This is a genomic window from Candidatus Binataceae bacterium, from assembly GCA_036495685.1.
GTDB lineage: Bacteria > Desulfobacterota > Binatia > Binatales > Binataceae > JAFAHS01.
Genome location: DASXMJ010000011.1, coordinates 1 through 14,876, shown reverse-complemented (window position 1 = coordinate 14,876; position 14,876 = coordinate 1). Strand labels below are relative to the sequence as shown.

Here is a 14,876-nt window from a genome sequence, read left to right as displayed (position 1 = left end):
GCGGCGCGGACCGCAGTGGAGCTCTCATCTGCCGCGCAGCGCGTCACCTTTGTCTGTCGCTACCGAGCTCGCATTCCAAGGAGTTCGCCCCGAGGCGGCGACTATCCCTGGGTAATTGGAATGTGGCGCGGCTGAGATTTCACGCGCGCGAGCCATTCCCGAATCGCCGGGTAGTTTCCCAAGTCGAAGCCACCTTCGTGCGCCACGTGCGTATAGGCGTACAGCGCGATGTCCGCGATGGTGTATTGGCTCGCGACCAAGAACTCGCGCCGGTGATCGCCTTCGCCGCTGCCACCGAGATGCGACTCCATCACTCCCAGCGCGTCATATCCGCCCCGGATGATTCGCGGCAAACCGCCGCGGCGCTCGTCGGGGTGATCCAGATGCATGGCGAAGAAGCGCGCCACGGCGATATACGGTTCGTGGCTGTACTGCTCGAAGAACATCCACTGCAGAACACGGGCGCGTTCAAATGGGTTCTGTGGTACGAGAGAAGTGGTTTCGGCGAAATGCCAGATGATGGCGTTCGACTCAAACAGGCGGCGGCCGTCGTCAAATTCGACGGCCGGAATCCGACCGTTGGGAAATTTGCGCAGAAACCCGGGGGTGCGGGTGTTACCCTTGATGATATCCAGCTCGATTCGCTCAAAGGGAATCTGAAGCTGGCTCAGGAGCAGGCGAACCTTGTAGCCATTGCCGGACGGCAGATAGTCGTACAAACGAATCATCTCTGTTCACTCGATCGGCTTGCTGCCAATCCATAGGCCGCGGCCAATTAGTCCTTTGGGATCGTGGATGGTTTGCAGGCCCGCACTCTGGAACGCGGTACGATGCTCACCGTGGGAGAACAGTCCCAGCTCGTGCCGCTCCACCAGGTAGTCCACTCCGTCGGGTTTGCCGATCAGATAGTGAAAATGCGCCACGTAGGTGTCGCCGACGATCTGGGTGTTGACGATGCGCGCCAGCTTGAGTTCCGGAAGGTCGACCGAAATCTGGCCGATCCGGTCGAGCGGAAAGCCCGGCCAAAACCACGGCTCGACGACCAAGACTCCGCCGGGCACCAGATGGCGCGCCATGGTGGCAATCGCGTGGCGGAGGCGTTCGGTGGTTTTTACGTACCCGATCGAGCTGAAAAGGCAGGTGACGATATCGAAGGCCTCGCCGAGATCGAAATCAACCATGTCGGCGCGGTGAAACCGCGCCTCGGGGTTTCGCTCGCGGGCAATCGCCAGCAGGTTCTGGTCCAGTTCCAGTCCTGCCACCTGGTAGCCGTGCGCCTTGAGCGCATGCACATGCCGGCCGGTACCGCAGGCGACGTCGAGCAACCGATTTCCGGGTGACCGCTTGTGTTGCTGGATCAGGGCGTGAAGCTGCGCGGCTTCGGCGGGGTAGTTCTTGAAACTGTAGATCGCGTCGTAGAATGCCGCGGACTTGGTATACATCTGCTTCTTCGCGCGGCGCCGTCTCCTGCCTCGCTTGCTCGACCTGCTCCCCGGCGAATTCGGGGGGGACGGGCGGCGGCCACCTCCTGCGCTTAATGCGCAAGAACAGCAGCTATAACTCGGGGCTGGCGGGGAGGAACGTCTCACCCATCAGGTATGCGTCGCACGCGCGCGCACATTCGCGCCCTTCCCAGATTGCCCATACCACCAGCGATTGCCCGCGCCGCGCATCGCCCGCGGCAAACACTCCCGGCAGGCTCGAGTGGTAGTTGTTGGTCGCGATATTGCTGCGCGCATCGAGCTTGAGCCCGAGCTCACTGATTATCCCGTCCGGTTCCGGCCCAAGAAATCCAAGCGCGAGCAGCACCAGGTCGCACTCCAGCTCGAAGTCGCTACCCGCAATCTCCTCCATCACCATGCGGGCTCCTTCACGCTTCCAGTTGAGCCGCACGCCGTGAAGCTTTTGGACCGTACCGTTGTTGCCGAGGAAGCGTTTGGTGTTGATGCTCCAGTCGCGGATGACGCCCTCCTCGTGTGAGCTCGAAGAGCGCAGAATCATCGGCCAGTCGGGCCACGGCATTTCCGCCGTCCGGCTTTCGGGCGGAAGGGGCAGCAGTTCGAACTGATGGACGCTCGCGGCACCCTGGCGGTTGGAGGTGCCAAGGCAGTCGGAGCCGGTGTCGCCACCGCCGAGGATGACGACCTTCTTGCCCGCAGCGGTGATCGCAATCGCCGGATCGATTGAGTCGCCGAAGTTACGCTTGTTCTGCTGGGGCAGAAATTCCATCGCGTAGTGGATGCCGCGGAGCTCGCGTCCGGGGATGGGCAGGTCGCGCGGCTTGGTGGCACCCATGGTCAGGCAGATCGCGTCGAACTTCGTGCGCATTTCGTCGGCGTGGATATCGAACCCGACGTGGCAGTTGCTCACGACTTGGACGCCCTCGGCCTTCATCTGCTCGACGCGGCGCTCGACGTAATGCTTCTCGAGCTTGAAGTCGGGGATCCCGTACATCAGCAGTCCGCCGACGCGGTCGGAGCGCTCGTAGAGCGTAACCGCGTGACCGGCGCGCGCCAGCTGCTGCGCGCAGGCGAGGCCCGCCGGGCCCGAACCGACCACCGCCACCCGCTTCCCGGTGCTCTGCGCGGGCGGCTGCGGTGCGACCCAGCCCTCGCCCCACGCGTGGTCGATGATGTTCTTCTCGATCAGCTTGATGGTGACGGGGTCGTTGTTGATGTTGAGAACACAGGCTTCCTCGCACGGTGCCGGACACACCCGCCCGGTGAACTCGGGAAAGTTGTTGGTCGAGTGCAGGCGATCGATCGCATCGCGCCAGCGCCCCCGGTAAATCAGGTCATTCCAGTCGGGGATGATGTTCCCGAGCGGGCAACCCTTGTGGCAGAAGGGAATGCCGCAATCCATGCAGCGGGCGCCCTGCGCTTTGAGGCGCTCTTCGGGCAGCTTGAGATCGAATTCACGCCAATCCTTAAGGCGCTCCGCCACGGGACGCCGGTCGGGCGTCTCGCGCTTGATCTCCATGAAGCCCGTAATCTTGCCCATCTAACTCAGTTCTCCACCCCTCGCTCAGACTGCCGCCAGGCGAGCCATGTCGTTGTTGGCGCCGAGATGTTGGCGCTCCAGCACTGCCCGATATTCGGTCGGCAGCACCTTGACGAATTTCTTTGCAAATGCATCCCAGTCCTGGAGGGCTCGTTCCGCCACCGTGCTGCCGGTGTATTGCCGATGGCGCGTGATGAGCGCGTGCAACTGTTTGAGGTCGTCGGCATCGCTCACTGCGCCCAACTCGACCATGCCCAGATTACAGCGCGACGCGAACGACCCGTCCTCGTCGAGCACGTATGCGATCCCGCCCGACATGCCCGCCGCAAAGTTCCGTCCGGTCTTGCCCAGCACCACCACCAGGCCGCGGGTCATGTACTCGCAGCCATGGTCGCCGACCCCCTCGACTACCGCGTGCGCGCCACTGTTGCGCACCGCAAATCGTTCACCGGCAACCCCTCGGAAGAATGCTTCGCCGCCGGTCGCGCCATACAGCGCGACGTTGCCAATCAGGATGTTCTCCTCGGCTTTGAAGGTTGCGGTGCGGGGCGGCCGCACCGCCATGAAGCCGCCCGAGAGTCCCTTGCCGCAGTAGTCGTTGGCATCGCCCTCGAGATAGAGCGCGACGCCGGGCGCCAGCCATGCCCCGAAACTCTGTCCCGCCGAGCCGGTCAGATGGACCTGGATCGTATACGGCGGCAAGCCTTCGCTCCCGTGATGCCGCGAAACTTCGGCCGAAAGCATGGTGGCGACGGTCCGATTCACGTTCCGCACCGGCAGATGGATCTCGACCGGCTTGCGATGCGCGATCGCTTCCTTCGCCAGCTCGATGAGCTGATTGTCAAGCGCCGCCTCCAGTCCGTGGTCCTGCGTTTCGACGCAGTGCAGCGGCTCGTCGGGACCGACCGCGGGTTTGTGAAGAATCTGGGTGAGGTCGACGTTGCGCGCCTTCCAATGCTGAATCGCCTCGTTGGCATCGAGGCACTCGACGTGCCCGACCATCTCGGCCAGCGTGCGGAAGCCAAGCGCCGCCATGTATTCGCGCAGTTCGTCCGCGATGAACATCATGAAGTTAACTACGTGTTCGGGCTTGCCCTCAAACTTCTTGCGCAACTCGGGATCCTGGGTGGCAATTCCGACCGGACAGGTGTTGAGGTGACACACGCGCATCATGATGCACCCGGACGCGACCAGCGCGGCACTGGCGAAGCCGAATTCCTCGGCGCCCAGCAGAGCCGCTATGGCCACGTCGCGCCCGGTTTTCAACTGCCCGTCGGTTTCGACCCGGATGCGCCCGCGCAGACCGTTCATGACCAGGATCTGCTGGGTTTCGGCGAGCCCCAGCTCCCACGGAATTCCCGCGTGCTTGATCGATTGGATCGGCGACGCTCCGGTGCCACCGTCGTAGCCGCTTATAAGGACCACGTCGGCCTTAGCCTTGGCGACCCCGGCCGCGATGGTTCCGACCCCGACTTCCGCTACCAGCTTCACGCTGACCCGTGCGCGGTTGTTGGAATTCTTGAGGTCGTGGATCAGCTGCGCAAGATCCTCGATCGAATAGATATCGTGATGCGGCGGCGGCGAAATGAGTCCGACCCCGGGCGTCGAGTAGCGAATCTTCGCGATGAAATCATCGACCTTGTGTCCGGGGAGCTGACCACCCTCTCCGGGCTTGGCGCCCTGTGCCATCTTGATCTGGAGTTCGTCGGCGTTGACCAGGTAGTAACTGGTCACGCCGAAGCGCGCCGAGGCGACCTGCTTGATCGCGCTGCGGCGCCAGTCGCCGTTCGGATCGCGAACGAATCGCGCCGGGTCTTCACCACCCTCGCCGGTGTTGCTCTTGCCGCCGATCCGGTTCATCGCGATGGCCAGGTTCTCGTGCGCTTCCTTGCTGATCGATCCGAATGACATCGCCCCGGTTTTGAAGCGCTTGACAATTTCGGAAGCGGGTTCGACCTCCTCGAGAGGCACCGGCGGGCGCTCGTAACGGAACTTGAGCAGGCTGCGCAGCGTCGAGAGATTCTGGCTCTGCTCGTCGACCAACTTGCTGTAGTCCTTAAACAGCCGGTAGTTGCCCGAACGCACCGCATGCTGCAGCTTGGCGATGGTGTTGGGATTGTACATGTGGTACTCGCCGCGCCGCCGCCACTGGTATTGCCCGCCCACCTCGAGTTCGCCGTCGAGGTTGGGCATAATCGCGAACGCGCGGCGATGGCGACTGGCGGTTTCCTGCGCGATGGCATCCAGGCCCACTCCACCAACCCGCGATGCGGTCCACGTGAAGTACCTGTCGACCACCTCCTGGCTAAGCCCGATCGCTTCAAAAATTTGCGCGCCGCGATAGCTCTGGAGCGTCGAGACTCCCATCTTCGACGCCACCTTGATCATGCTTTTGGTGACCGCCTTGATGAAATTGTGGACGGCGGTGTCCTCGTCGATGTCCTTAAGCCGCCCATCTTCGATCATTCCGGCCAAGGTCGCGAACGCCAGATAGGGATTAACCGCGCACGCCCCATAACCGGCCAGCACGCAGAAATGCATTGCCTCGCGCGGCTCGCCCGATTCGATTACCAGGCCGCAGCGGGTGCGGGTGCCCTCGCGGATCAGGTGATGATGGACCGCGCCGGTCGCGAGCAGGCTTGGAATGGGCGCCTGCGCGGCGCCAACCCCCCGATCCGAGAGCACGATTATCGTGTAACCTTCGGCGATCGCGCGCGACGCGGCCGCACACAGTTCGTCGAGCGCGGCGCGCAACCCGGCTTCGCCGTCGGCCACCTTGAAGACTGTCCGCAGCGTAATCGCACGCAGCCCCGGTATCGAGAGCCGTTTGATCTTCTCCAACTGCTCGTTGCTCAGGAGCGGCTGTTGCAGGCGGAGTTGTCGGCAATGCAGCGGCGATTCCTCGAACAGGTTCTGCTCGGACCCGATGGTGGTCTCGGCCGAAGTGACCAGCTCTTCGCGAATCGGATCGATCGGCGGGTTGGTGACCTGGGCGAACAACTGCTTGAAGTAATTGAACAGCAGCGGTGAGCGATCCGAGAGCACCGCCAGTGGGGTGTCGGTCCCCATCGAGCCGACCGGTTCCTGCGCGTTCACCGCCATCGGCGCGAGGATCAGTTTCAGGTCCTCGATCGTGTAGCCGAATGCCTGCTGCTGCTTGAGCAACTCCCACCCTTCAAATCCGGCGACCGCAGGAGCACTCGGCGGAGCGGGGAGCGCCTCGAGTTTGACCAGGTTCTGATCGATCCATTGCCGGTACGGCTGACGGGCCGCGAAACCTTGCTTGATTTCCTCATCTCCCACGATTCGCCCCAGCGAGGTATCCACCAGGAACATCTTTCCGGGCTGGAGACGTCCTTTAGAGGCAATTCGCTCGGGCGGTATGTCGAGAACCCCAGTCTCCGAAGCCATCACCACGAGGCCGTCTTTGGTGACGGTGTAGCGCGACGGGCGGAGACCATTACGATCCAGCACCGCGCCGATGCGGATGCCGTCGGTGAACGCGATCGAGGCGGGGCCGTCCCACGGCTCCATCATGCAGGAATGGAATTCGTAGAAGTCGCGCTTGGCGGGCGACATGTGGGTATCGTTCTGCCACGCCTCCGGGATCATCATCATCACCGCGTGCGGCAGGGATCGGCCGGTCCGCACCAGCAGCTCCAGGCAGTTGTCGAATTTGCCCGAGTCGGCCAGTGTCGGCTCAATGATCGGGAGCAGCTTTTTGATGTCGTCGCCGAACAGCGGTGACTCGAACATCATCTGCCGCGCGTGCATCCAGTTTTCGTTGCCGCGCAAGGTATTGATCTCACCGTTGTGTGACAGGAAGCGATACGGATGCGCGCGGTCCCAGCTGGGGAAGGTGTTGGTCGAAAAGCGCTGGTGGACCATAGCGAGCGCGCTCGCAAACACCGGGTCAAGCAGGTCCGGGAAAAACCGGGGAATCTGATGCGAGATGAGCTGGCCCTTGTAGACCACGGTCAGCGCGGAAAGCGAGCAAAAGTAGAACAGTTCGGGGGCGTAGAGTCCCAGCGAGTCAACCGAGTTGAATGCCCGTTTGCGGATGACGTAGAGCTTGCGCTCGAGTGCCTCGAGGTCGCTGATGCCGACGCCGCGCGCGACAAAGACCTGGCGAATGGTCGGGATGCCGCGCCGCGCGATCTCACCACATTCGCTTTCCACCACCGGGACTGTGCGCCAGCCGAGCACGCGCTGTCCTTCTTCCTGTACGATCTGTTCAAAGCGGGCTTCGCAGGCCATGCGCCGTTCGGGGTCGAGCGGAAGGAAGGCCTGGCCGAGGCCGTAAGCGCCCGGCTCTGGCAGTTCGAAACCACACTTGCGCGTCTCACGTTTGAAAAATTCGTGCGGAATCTGCACCAGGATTCCCGCGCCGTCGCCGGTGCGCGGATCGCATCCGCAAGCGCCACGATGGGTGAGGTTGTCGAGGACCTGCAACGCCTTGAGCACGATGTCGTGCGAGCGCTTGCCGGCCACGTCCGCGACAAAACCTACACCACAGGCGTCGTGATCGTGCGCGGGATCGTACAGTCCCTCGGGGCCCGGAATACTGCTGCGGTTGTGCATGGCTCTACGTTCGCCTCGAATCGATGAGCGTGCCGCGCGCGGCGTGTCGGTGGCGTCGGCCGTGGCCGTTGGGAAGTTCCATCGCCGTCTCGCCGTTGGCGTGCACCGCAATCGTGTTGCGCTCGGTATGGGTTGACAGCACCACCATCGTCTCGGTCCGCGACACTCCCTCGATCGAACGGACCGTGCTGATGAGCCGTTCGAGCGAAGTGGTGTTTTCGGTTTTCACCTTCAGCAGAATCGTGTGCTGCCCGGTGACGTGGTGACATTCGAGAACGTCCTCGAGCAGATCAACGGTTTGTTCGAACAGGCCGATCGTCTTGGGATGGCTGATCGAAACGCCGATGAACGCGGTGACATCTTTGCCGAGACGGCGAGCATCGAGCGCGGCGTAGTATCCGGCGATCAGACCACCGTCCTCGAGTTTCTTGACCCGATCGATCACCGACGGTGCGGACAAGCCGACCTGTTCGGCGAGCTTGGTATGCGGAATTCGCCCGTTGGCCTGCAGGATGCTCAAAATCTGCAGGTCGATCGCGTCGAGTTCCGCAGAATCGCCGCCTAATTTCATAAGGTTAATCCTCGTTTCGGAGAGCTGAAGATAATGAGAAAGCCTTTGTCAGTCAAGGATTATTGAGGTCTCAAGTTCTCATAACAAGATTTTATTCGGTTCGGGGTACGCAAATCTCGAATTCTTAGCCTGCGGAGTCGCGACACCGTCGTTTCCTTGGGGCGGCTATGTCATGGAGACCTGACTCACCCGTGACCTGGCTGCAGCACTGACACTATTTAAGGCGCGATTAATATGGCTAATACCGTCCATTCCCAGGGACGGTAGGTGAGCCCTCACCGGGCTCCCCGGAGCGTCTCGGTGGGCTTGAAAAGCTTGTGACCATCAGAACGTTGAACCAAGTTGCGGAAAGATCTGGTCGAAGTAGATGTCGACCTGAAAAAGCCCGGTCGAATGGCACGCCCTACTGCCGAGTTTGCTCAGACCCAGTTGCGTGCCGGCCGCGAGCTGATAGCCCCTAGTCGCGTAGGCGATACCGGGGGTTACGCGCCAATCGGCCGGCGTGGTTCCGGTGGCCCGGAAGCCCCACGCCATCTGCTGGTAGTTGAATTCATTAAGGAAGACCAGCGGCCTCAACGGCCAATCGACTCCGAAATCGGATCCCGGTCCCGACAAGTAGTCGAGCTGATAACTGAGCGCGGAATCAAATGCGACGAGGTCCAGTTGCGAACCGGTCCAGCGCGGCAGGTACTCCGCGTCCATCTGCACCCCGAACGGGCGCAGGTAGTGAAAAACCCCGCGGTCGGGTAGATCGCCAGCGCCCTTCTCGGCGAGAGCCATGGGTCCACCCCGCCAGTGGCCACCGGCGCCCGCCTCTTATATCTTCCGTCGGCGCCCAAAACATCGAGCGCGATCGCGGTTCGAAACTCGTGCTCGGCGTTCAGATAAAATGCCCATTTCGCCAGGATTTCCATATCGTCGGCGCCAGAACTCGCCTGCAGGCGGCGGCGCGCCGCGTCGCCAAGTGCGTTTCCGAGAAGGACGCTGATGTTGTTGGTGATTTGTTTCTCAAGGGTAAAGCTATACGCGGCTTGAGTCCGGCCCGAGACCGTCACCCATCCCGGTGACAAGGTCAGGTCGTTGGAGGGATCGGTACCCTCCGTGACCAGGGCCGAATAGAAATTGCGTTCACCGACCTGCGCCCACGCGATGGCCGGAAACATCGCCAACGCCAGACCCATTGCCAGCTGAAGGCGTACCAGGGCGCGTGAGCGGGCAAGGATCACCGCGGCTTGCCTCCCGGCGGCGTCCGACCATAATTCGCCGCCGCCAGTGTGATCACACGTGAGGATAGGCGTCGCTGCCCATCTCGAGCGCATCGAGGCCCGACCACTCGACCTCCGCGAGCACACGATTGCCAATGAGGCGTTCGACGATGATGAAGAACAGGAAGCCGAGTCCGAAGACCACGAGCAGGTTGGTGACCACACCGATCAGCTGGGCCAGCAATTGCCCGGCGTCGCCATAGAGGATCCCGCGCACCGGGCCCGCCACCCCATTCCACCCTTCGCCGTAGCTGCCGTCCGCGAAGATCCCCACTGCAAGTGCACCCCACACACCGCAGGCGCCGTGGACGGGAATGGCGCCGACCGGATCGTCGATTCGAAAGCGCCGCTCGAGCATCAGGACTGTCCACACCACTATCAATCCTGCAATAGTTCCGATCAGAACCGCGGCCTGCGGTCCGACGAAGGCACACGGCGCGGTGATCGCAACCAGTCCGCCGAGCAGACCGTTGCAGGCCATCGCGATATCGGGCTTCTTGAAGCGATGCCACAGGTACAAAAGCGAGCTCAGCGCCCCGGCGGATGAGGCCAGCATGGTGTTGGCCGCGATCACCCCGATGCGCGAATCCGATGCCGCCAACGACGAACCGGCATTGAACCCGAACCAGCCGAACGCGAGGATCAAGGTTCCCACGACTGCCATGGGCAGGTTATGGCCAGGCAGTGCACCGATCGCGCCGTCACGGCGGAACTTGCCGATCCGCGGACCCAGCACGATCACGCCCGCCAGTGCGGTCACTCCGCCAGTCATGTGCACCACCGACGATCCGGCGAAGTCGACATGCCCGTGTCCAACACCGAGATTCACGCCGAGCTGGGAAAGCCAGCCACCGCCCCACACCCAGTTGCCGTACAGCGGGTAGAGGAACATCGACATGAAAAATCCGTAGATAAAGAATGCGATGAATTTCCAGCGCTCGGCCATCGCTCCGGTCGGGATGGTGGCCGCAGTGTCCATGAACACCAGTGCGAACAGGAACATCGCAAGGCTCGCCGGCTCATGACTAACATTGGCCAGCGCAAACTTGCTTAGCCCGATGATGCCGAAGGAATGCCCCCCTAGCGTCACAGTCAATTCATAGTGGCCGATCTCGGCGACGCCCAGCGATGGCCAGTTCCGTACCCCGCCCATCATGAAGGCATATCCGGTCAGCCAGAACCCGATCACACCGATGGGGTAGATGATCAGGTTCATGGCCATGGTATTGGTCGCGTTTTTCGCGCGGGTGAATCCGGTTTCCAGCATTGCGAAGCCGGCCTGCATGAACATCACCAGGAAACCCGCGATCAGCACCCATGCGAGATTGAGCGACTGGTCCAAGGTAACCGGGCTGGCAGGCATCATCTTACTTCCCCTCGATACGACCGATGCGGCTGGCTGGGCGACGCCGGATAGCGGTTCGCCAGCCAGATAAGAAAAACGAAAAACCCTATCAGCGACACGAAAAACGCCGCGATCCCTACAGCGCGCCGGATTTTCTGTACGCGCAGGCTGCGCGGATGAAGGTGGCGCGCACGCCCGGTCATTGTCACGCGCGAGGGATCGTGCAAGTCCTCCAGCATTTGTGCCGCGCTGGCGTAACGATTCTTTGCCTGCCGCTCGATCGCGTGCAGGACGATCTCCTCGAGCTTGGGATCGAGATGGGGTCGGTGCCTGGTGAGCGGTTGCGGGTCCTCATGGGTCTTCGCGCGCATCATGTTGTAAACGTTACTGGCCGCATAGGGGAGGCTCGCGGTGAGCATCTCGTAGAGCATCACGCCCATCGAATAGATATCAGTGCGCGCGTCGCCGCGTCGGCCGCTGACCTGCTCGGGCGCCATGTAGTCCGGGGTTCCGATGGTCGAGGAAAGGCCTGACCAGGTCAGGCGGCGCGCCTCCTCGTCCAAAGCGATTCCGAAATCCATGATTTTCACCACGCCGGACGCGGTGACCAGGATATTCTCCGGCTTGAGATCCCGATGCACGACGCCCTGACCGTGCATGTACACCAGGGCTTCGCAGATCTGGCGCATCAGTTCGAGGGCGCGCTCGGGCTTCATCGGCTGCTCGGTGCGAATAATCTCGCGCAACGAAACTCCGTCGATGAATTCCATCGCGATGTACATCCGGCTCTTCTTGCGGGGCGTTACGACCTTGATGATGTTGGGATGGTCGAGCCGGCGCAGCACCTCTTCCTCGCGCTGAAAGCGGCCATAGAAGATCACGTCGCTTTCGAACTGCATGTAGGGAATTTTGATCGCGACCGTCTGTCCGGAAATCAGATCGGTTGCTTTGAAGATCGAAGCCATGCCGCTGCGTGCGATCACCTCGGTAAGCTTGAACTGATCGAGGGTTTCGCCGACGCTGACCTCGGGCATGGTTGGATGGGCCGCGCTCGGGGAGCTACGGTCTGGCCGCGGACGTTAACATCCGCCCCCGATGCGAGGCAATCGGGGATTGGGAAACGGCGGTTCTCACAACCCAACTCCGATCCTTCAGCGCCCAAGGAAGCGGCGAAACCTTTCACGCCACCCAGTCGGCGTAGGTGTCAGCCCGGTTTCCGCGATCATGGTAAAGACCGCGACGGTGAGGTTATCGGCGGTTCCCCGTTTATTCGCCGAGTCGATAAGGAGCCTGGCGGCATCACTGCAGCACTGGTCGCGCGCAATGAGTTCGATTTCCGGGTCACGAAGCACGTTGTAAAGGCCGTCGCTACACAGCAGCAAGCGATCGCCCCGAATTAGCGGCATGGAAATTCTGTCAACCGAGGCGATCAACTCGTGTCCCACGTTGCGCGTGAGCATCGAGCGCTCCGGATGAAAGCGCGCCGCGTCATCGCTGAGCAGGCCCATCCTTACCCGCTCGCCGGTGACCGTGTGATCTTTGCTCAACTGCGTGATCCGCTGGTGCCGAATCAGGTATAGCCGGCAGTCACCGACGTGCGCGGCCGCTAGTGACCCGTGATCGACCACCACCGCGGTCAGGGTGGTGCCCATCATGCGTAATTCCGGAACGGCGAGCGCGCGGTTGTGAATCTCGATATTTGCCTGCTGCACGGCGCGGGAAAGCCGCTTCGCCGCTCCCCATTCGCGCGGGCTTTCCTGCCAGGCGCGCAAGCTGATCTCGACTGCCATCGAGCTGGCGACTTCGCCGCCCTCGTAACCCCCCATTCCGTCGGCAACCGCGAAGATCAGCTGGTCGGGACCTTCGATAAAAAATCCACACGAGTCTTCGTTGTCGGGGCGGTTGGTGCCCACGTCGGACAAAGCGAAAATGTCGAAGGCCGCATCGGAGATGTGCTCAGGCAAAATGGTCTCAGACTCTTTCTCGGGCAGCACGAGCACAGATTGCCTAGCAAAAAACGGGCAGGGGGCGAGCGGTGCGTCGAAACCGCTCACCCCCCAGGGGGTATTTTTCACCGGCAAGCCTCGCTACGCCGGTGCGGCGACTAAAACGTCTCCTTTCTGCACTTTCCGGAGCCGCGCATCGCCGCGCGATTCCACAGTGCGGCGTTTCCGGGCTTTAGCCGCAAGAAAGGTGCCGCCGAAAATCCTACCTTAGACGTAACTGCCGGATGCCGACGGTGCCTAGGCGCGAAGCATCTGCCGCGACACAGGGCAACACTACGGGCCTCGAGGCAGCTCGAAAAGCCCGCAAAAGGTCCAACTTAAGTTGGAGGATGAATTGGCCGTTTAGGCGCCGCGTCCGAAAAGCCGCCCGATTCGATTTCGCCAGCCGTTGACGCTCAGCGTCTGGCCAGATTCAGCGATCATCCTGAGGACCGCGGCGGTCAGGTTGTCACGAGTCTCGCGTTGGTTGGCTACTTCGATGAGCTGGCGGCAGCCGGATGTTGCATCGTCCTCGTTGACGATCTTTGCGATTTCGTGATCCCGCAGCACGCCGTGCAGTCCATCGCTGCAGAGCACCAGTCGATCGTCGCGAACCAGTGGCATGGTAATGCGATCGATGGAGGCAATGAGCTCACGGCCGAGCGAGCGCTGCAGGGAAGAGCGCTGGGGATGATTTCGCGCTTCCTCCTCGCTTAGCAAACCCAACCTCACCCGCTCGCCCACCACGGTGTGGTCCTTGGTGAGTTGGACCATCTTCCCACTGCGCAGAAGATAGAGGCGGCAATCGCCGATATGGGCGGCAGACACCACTCCGCGTTCCACCGCGACCGCGGTCAGGGTAGTACACATGCCGCGGAGTTCGGGAACGGCCAGGGCGCGGTTGTAGATCTCTATATTTGCCTGCTGGACGGCGCGGAACAGACGTTTGCCCGCCCCCCATCCCGGAGGACTGTCCCGCCAGGCCCGGAGGGTTATCTCCACCGCCATCGAGCTGGCGACTTCCCCCCCTTCGTAGCCGCCTACGCCATCGGCAACGGCGAACACTGCACTGTGGGCGCTTTCGATCAGATGACCGCAGGAATCCTCGTTGTGCGAGCGCTTGGTACCGACGTCAGACAATGCCGCCAGGTCGAAGGCTGGCTCGGCGGTTGCGAACGAACTTCGGCCAGGTTTGGTAGCGCTCACGGCTGGTCGCGGGTTGGCAGGATATCAGAAACTGACGGGAGCGAACGGCGTGTTGCTACGCCGCCCGCCCCCAAGGGGTTATTTTCGCCGGCCAGGTTTGCTTAGGCCGGCTTGGCCGCGAGGATAGTATCCTTTCCGCGCTTCTTCGAATTGCGCGAGAAGTAAATTGCTCCGTAGATGCCCCAAACCACCGAGACGGCGACCGCGATCAGGGGTTCTTTTACACTGCCGAGACCTTCGATCGGGCCGATGATGTAGAAGGCCATGCAGGCAAAGTTGGCCAGCGCGCCGAACACCGGAATCACCACGTGTTTGAGCCCGTGGAACATATGATGTTCGCGGAAGGCAATGATGCAAATCACGTTCGTCAACCCATACACCGCAAAGGTGCCGAAGTTCGAGATCAGCGTCACCAGCGACAACCCGTTGGGCAGCGCGGCAAGCGATGCGTTGGAGCTCATGCCGAGGGCGTACCAGATGCTGTGCGGCAGAGTCGCGATGGTCTTGTCGTCCGGAGCGGCGCTGCCAGCGAAGAAAAAGAGTGCGGCAAACGCGCCGAGGACCGCCGAGATGGTGGCAAGGGTCCAGATCGCTCGATGAGGCGTCAGATTTTCACCATGCAGAAAGCCAAAATGCTCCGGCACCTCTTCATCTCGCCCCATCGCATAGGTCACGCGCGCACCGGTATTGATACAGCTCAGAGTCGTACCGATGAGCGCCAAGAACACGGTGAGGGCTTCGACCAGCATGAACGCCTGACCGTGCCCGCCCAGCATCACGTTGCCGACGATGACCATCATGTCGCCGATGGGCGCCGCCGACCCCTTCGCATCGGCCAGACTGTAGAGGCTGTTCAGGAAATAGTTCGCGGCAAAGTACTCGATCAGGTACATGAACAGGCATTGGATGGTAATCGAGAGCAG

General features: G+C 61.8%; 12 protein-coding genes. All 12 read right to left on the bottom strand.

What is annotated here, in order from left to right; translation table 11 throughout:
• Positions 1-101 precede the first annotated feature (101 nt).
• The gene (locus tag VGI36_01205) at positions 102-728 is read right to left on the bottom strand and encodes a glutathione S-transferase family protein (protein HEY2483731.1); all 627 of its coding nucleotides are present in this window, start codon (positions 726-728) and stop codon (positions 102-104) included.
• A 6-nt stretch (positions 729-734) separates the two neighbouring features.
• The gene (locus VGI36_01200; GenBank protein ID HEY2483730.1) at positions 735-1,442 is read right to left on the bottom strand and encodes a class I SAM-dependent methyltransferase; all 708 of its coding nucleotides are present in this window, start codon (positions 1,440-1,442) and stop codon (positions 735-737) included.
• Between the two features lie 112 nt (positions 1,443-1,554).
• Positions 1,555-3,000, bottom strand: a complete 1,446-nt coding sequence (locus tag VGI36_01195) for a glutamate synthase subunit beta (GenBank protein ID HEY2483729.1) — start codon at positions 2,998-3,000, stop codon at positions 1,555-1,557.
• Between the two features lie 24 nt (positions 3,001-3,024).
• Positions 3,025-7,581, bottom strand: a complete 4,557-nt coding sequence (gene gltB, locus VGI36_01190; GenBank protein ID HEY2483728.1) for a glutamate synthase large subunit — start codon at positions 7,579-7,581, stop codon at positions 3,025-3,027.
• Positions 7,582-7,585: 4 nt separating this feature from the next.
• Entirely contained in the window at positions 7,586-8,152 is a 567-nt protein-coding gene (locus tag VGI36_01185) for an Lrp/AsnC family transcriptional regulator (GenBank protein HEY2483727.1), read from the bottom strand.
• 324 nt (positions 8,153-8,476) lie between these two features.
• Complete coding sequence (locus VGI36_01180; protein ID HEY2483726.1) at positions 8,477-8,728, bottom strand: hypothetical protein; 252 nt, start codon at positions 8,726-8,728, stop codon at positions 8,477-8,479.
• Entirely contained in the window at positions 8,725-9,378 is a 654-nt protein-coding gene (locus VGI36_01175; GenBank protein HEY2483725.1) for a hypothetical protein, read from the bottom strand. The genes VGI36_01180 and VGI36_01175 overlap by 4 nt, the downstream gene beginning before the upstream one ends.
• A gap of 52 nt (positions 9,379-9,430) precedes the next feature.
• The gene (amt, locus tag VGI36_01170) at positions 9,431-10,783 is read right to left on the bottom strand and encodes an ammonium transporter (GenBank protein HEY2483724.1); all 1,353 of its coding nucleotides are present in this window, start codon (positions 10,781-10,783) and stop codon (positions 9,431-9,433) included.
• The gene (locus tag VGI36_01165; protein HEY2483723.1) at positions 10,780-11,796 is read right to left on the bottom strand and encodes a serine/threonine-protein kinase; all 1,017 of its coding nucleotides are present in this window, start codon (positions 11,794-11,796) and stop codon (positions 10,780-10,782) included. Before VGI36_01165 ends, amt begins: the two co-directional genes overlap by 4 nt.
• Before the next feature lie 117 nt (positions 11,797-11,913).
• The gene (locus VGI36_01160) at positions 11,914-12,837 is read right to left on the bottom strand and encodes a protein phosphatase 2C domain-containing protein (GenBank protein ID HEY2483722.1); all 924 of its coding nucleotides are present in this window, start codon (positions 12,835-12,837) and stop codon (positions 11,914-11,916) included.
• A 273-nt stretch (positions 12,838-13,110) separates the two neighbouring features.
• Entirely contained in the window at positions 13,111-13,953 is an 843-nt protein-coding gene (locus VGI36_01155) for a protein phosphatase 2C domain-containing protein (GenBank protein ID HEY2483721.1), read from the bottom strand.
• Between the two features lie 101 nt (positions 13,954-14,054).
• Positions 14,055-14,876, bottom strand: an 822-nt coding sequence (locus VGI36_01150; protein HEY2483720.1) for a hypothetical protein, incomplete at its 5' end; no start/stop codon positions are given.

What these genes read in the sequence shown, in the direction of transcription:
- VGI36_01205 (HEY2483731.1), bottom strand. Translation starts at nt 728, where the DNA reads ATGATTCGTTTGTACGACTATCTGCCGTCCGGCAATGGCTACAAGGTT.
- VGI36_01185 (HEY2483727.1), bottom strand. Translation starts at nt 8,152, where the DNA reads ATGAAATTAGGCGGCGATTCTGCGGAACTCGACGCGATCGACCTGCAG.
- VGI36_01200 (HEY2483730.1), bottom strand. Translation starts at nt 1,442, where the DNA reads ATGTATACCAAGTCCGCGGCATTCTACGACGCGATCTACAGTTTCAAG.
- VGI36_01195 (HEY2483729.1), bottom strand. Translation starts at nt 3,000, where the DNA reads ATGGGCAAGATTACGGGCTTCATGGAGATCAAGCGCGAGACGCCCGAC.
- VGI36_01165 (HEY2483723.1), bottom strand. Translation starts at nt 11,796, where the DNA reads ATGCCCGAGGTCAGCGTCGGCGAAACCCTCGATCAGTTCAAGCTTACC.
- amt (HEY2483724.1), bottom strand. Translation starts at nt 10,783, where the DNA reads ATGATGCCTGCCAGCCCGGTTACCTTGGACCAGTCGCTCAATCTCGCA.
- gltB (HEY2483728.1), bottom strand. Translation starts at nt 7,581, where the DNA reads ATGCACAACCGCAGCAGTATTCCGGGCCCCGAGGGACTGTACGATCCC.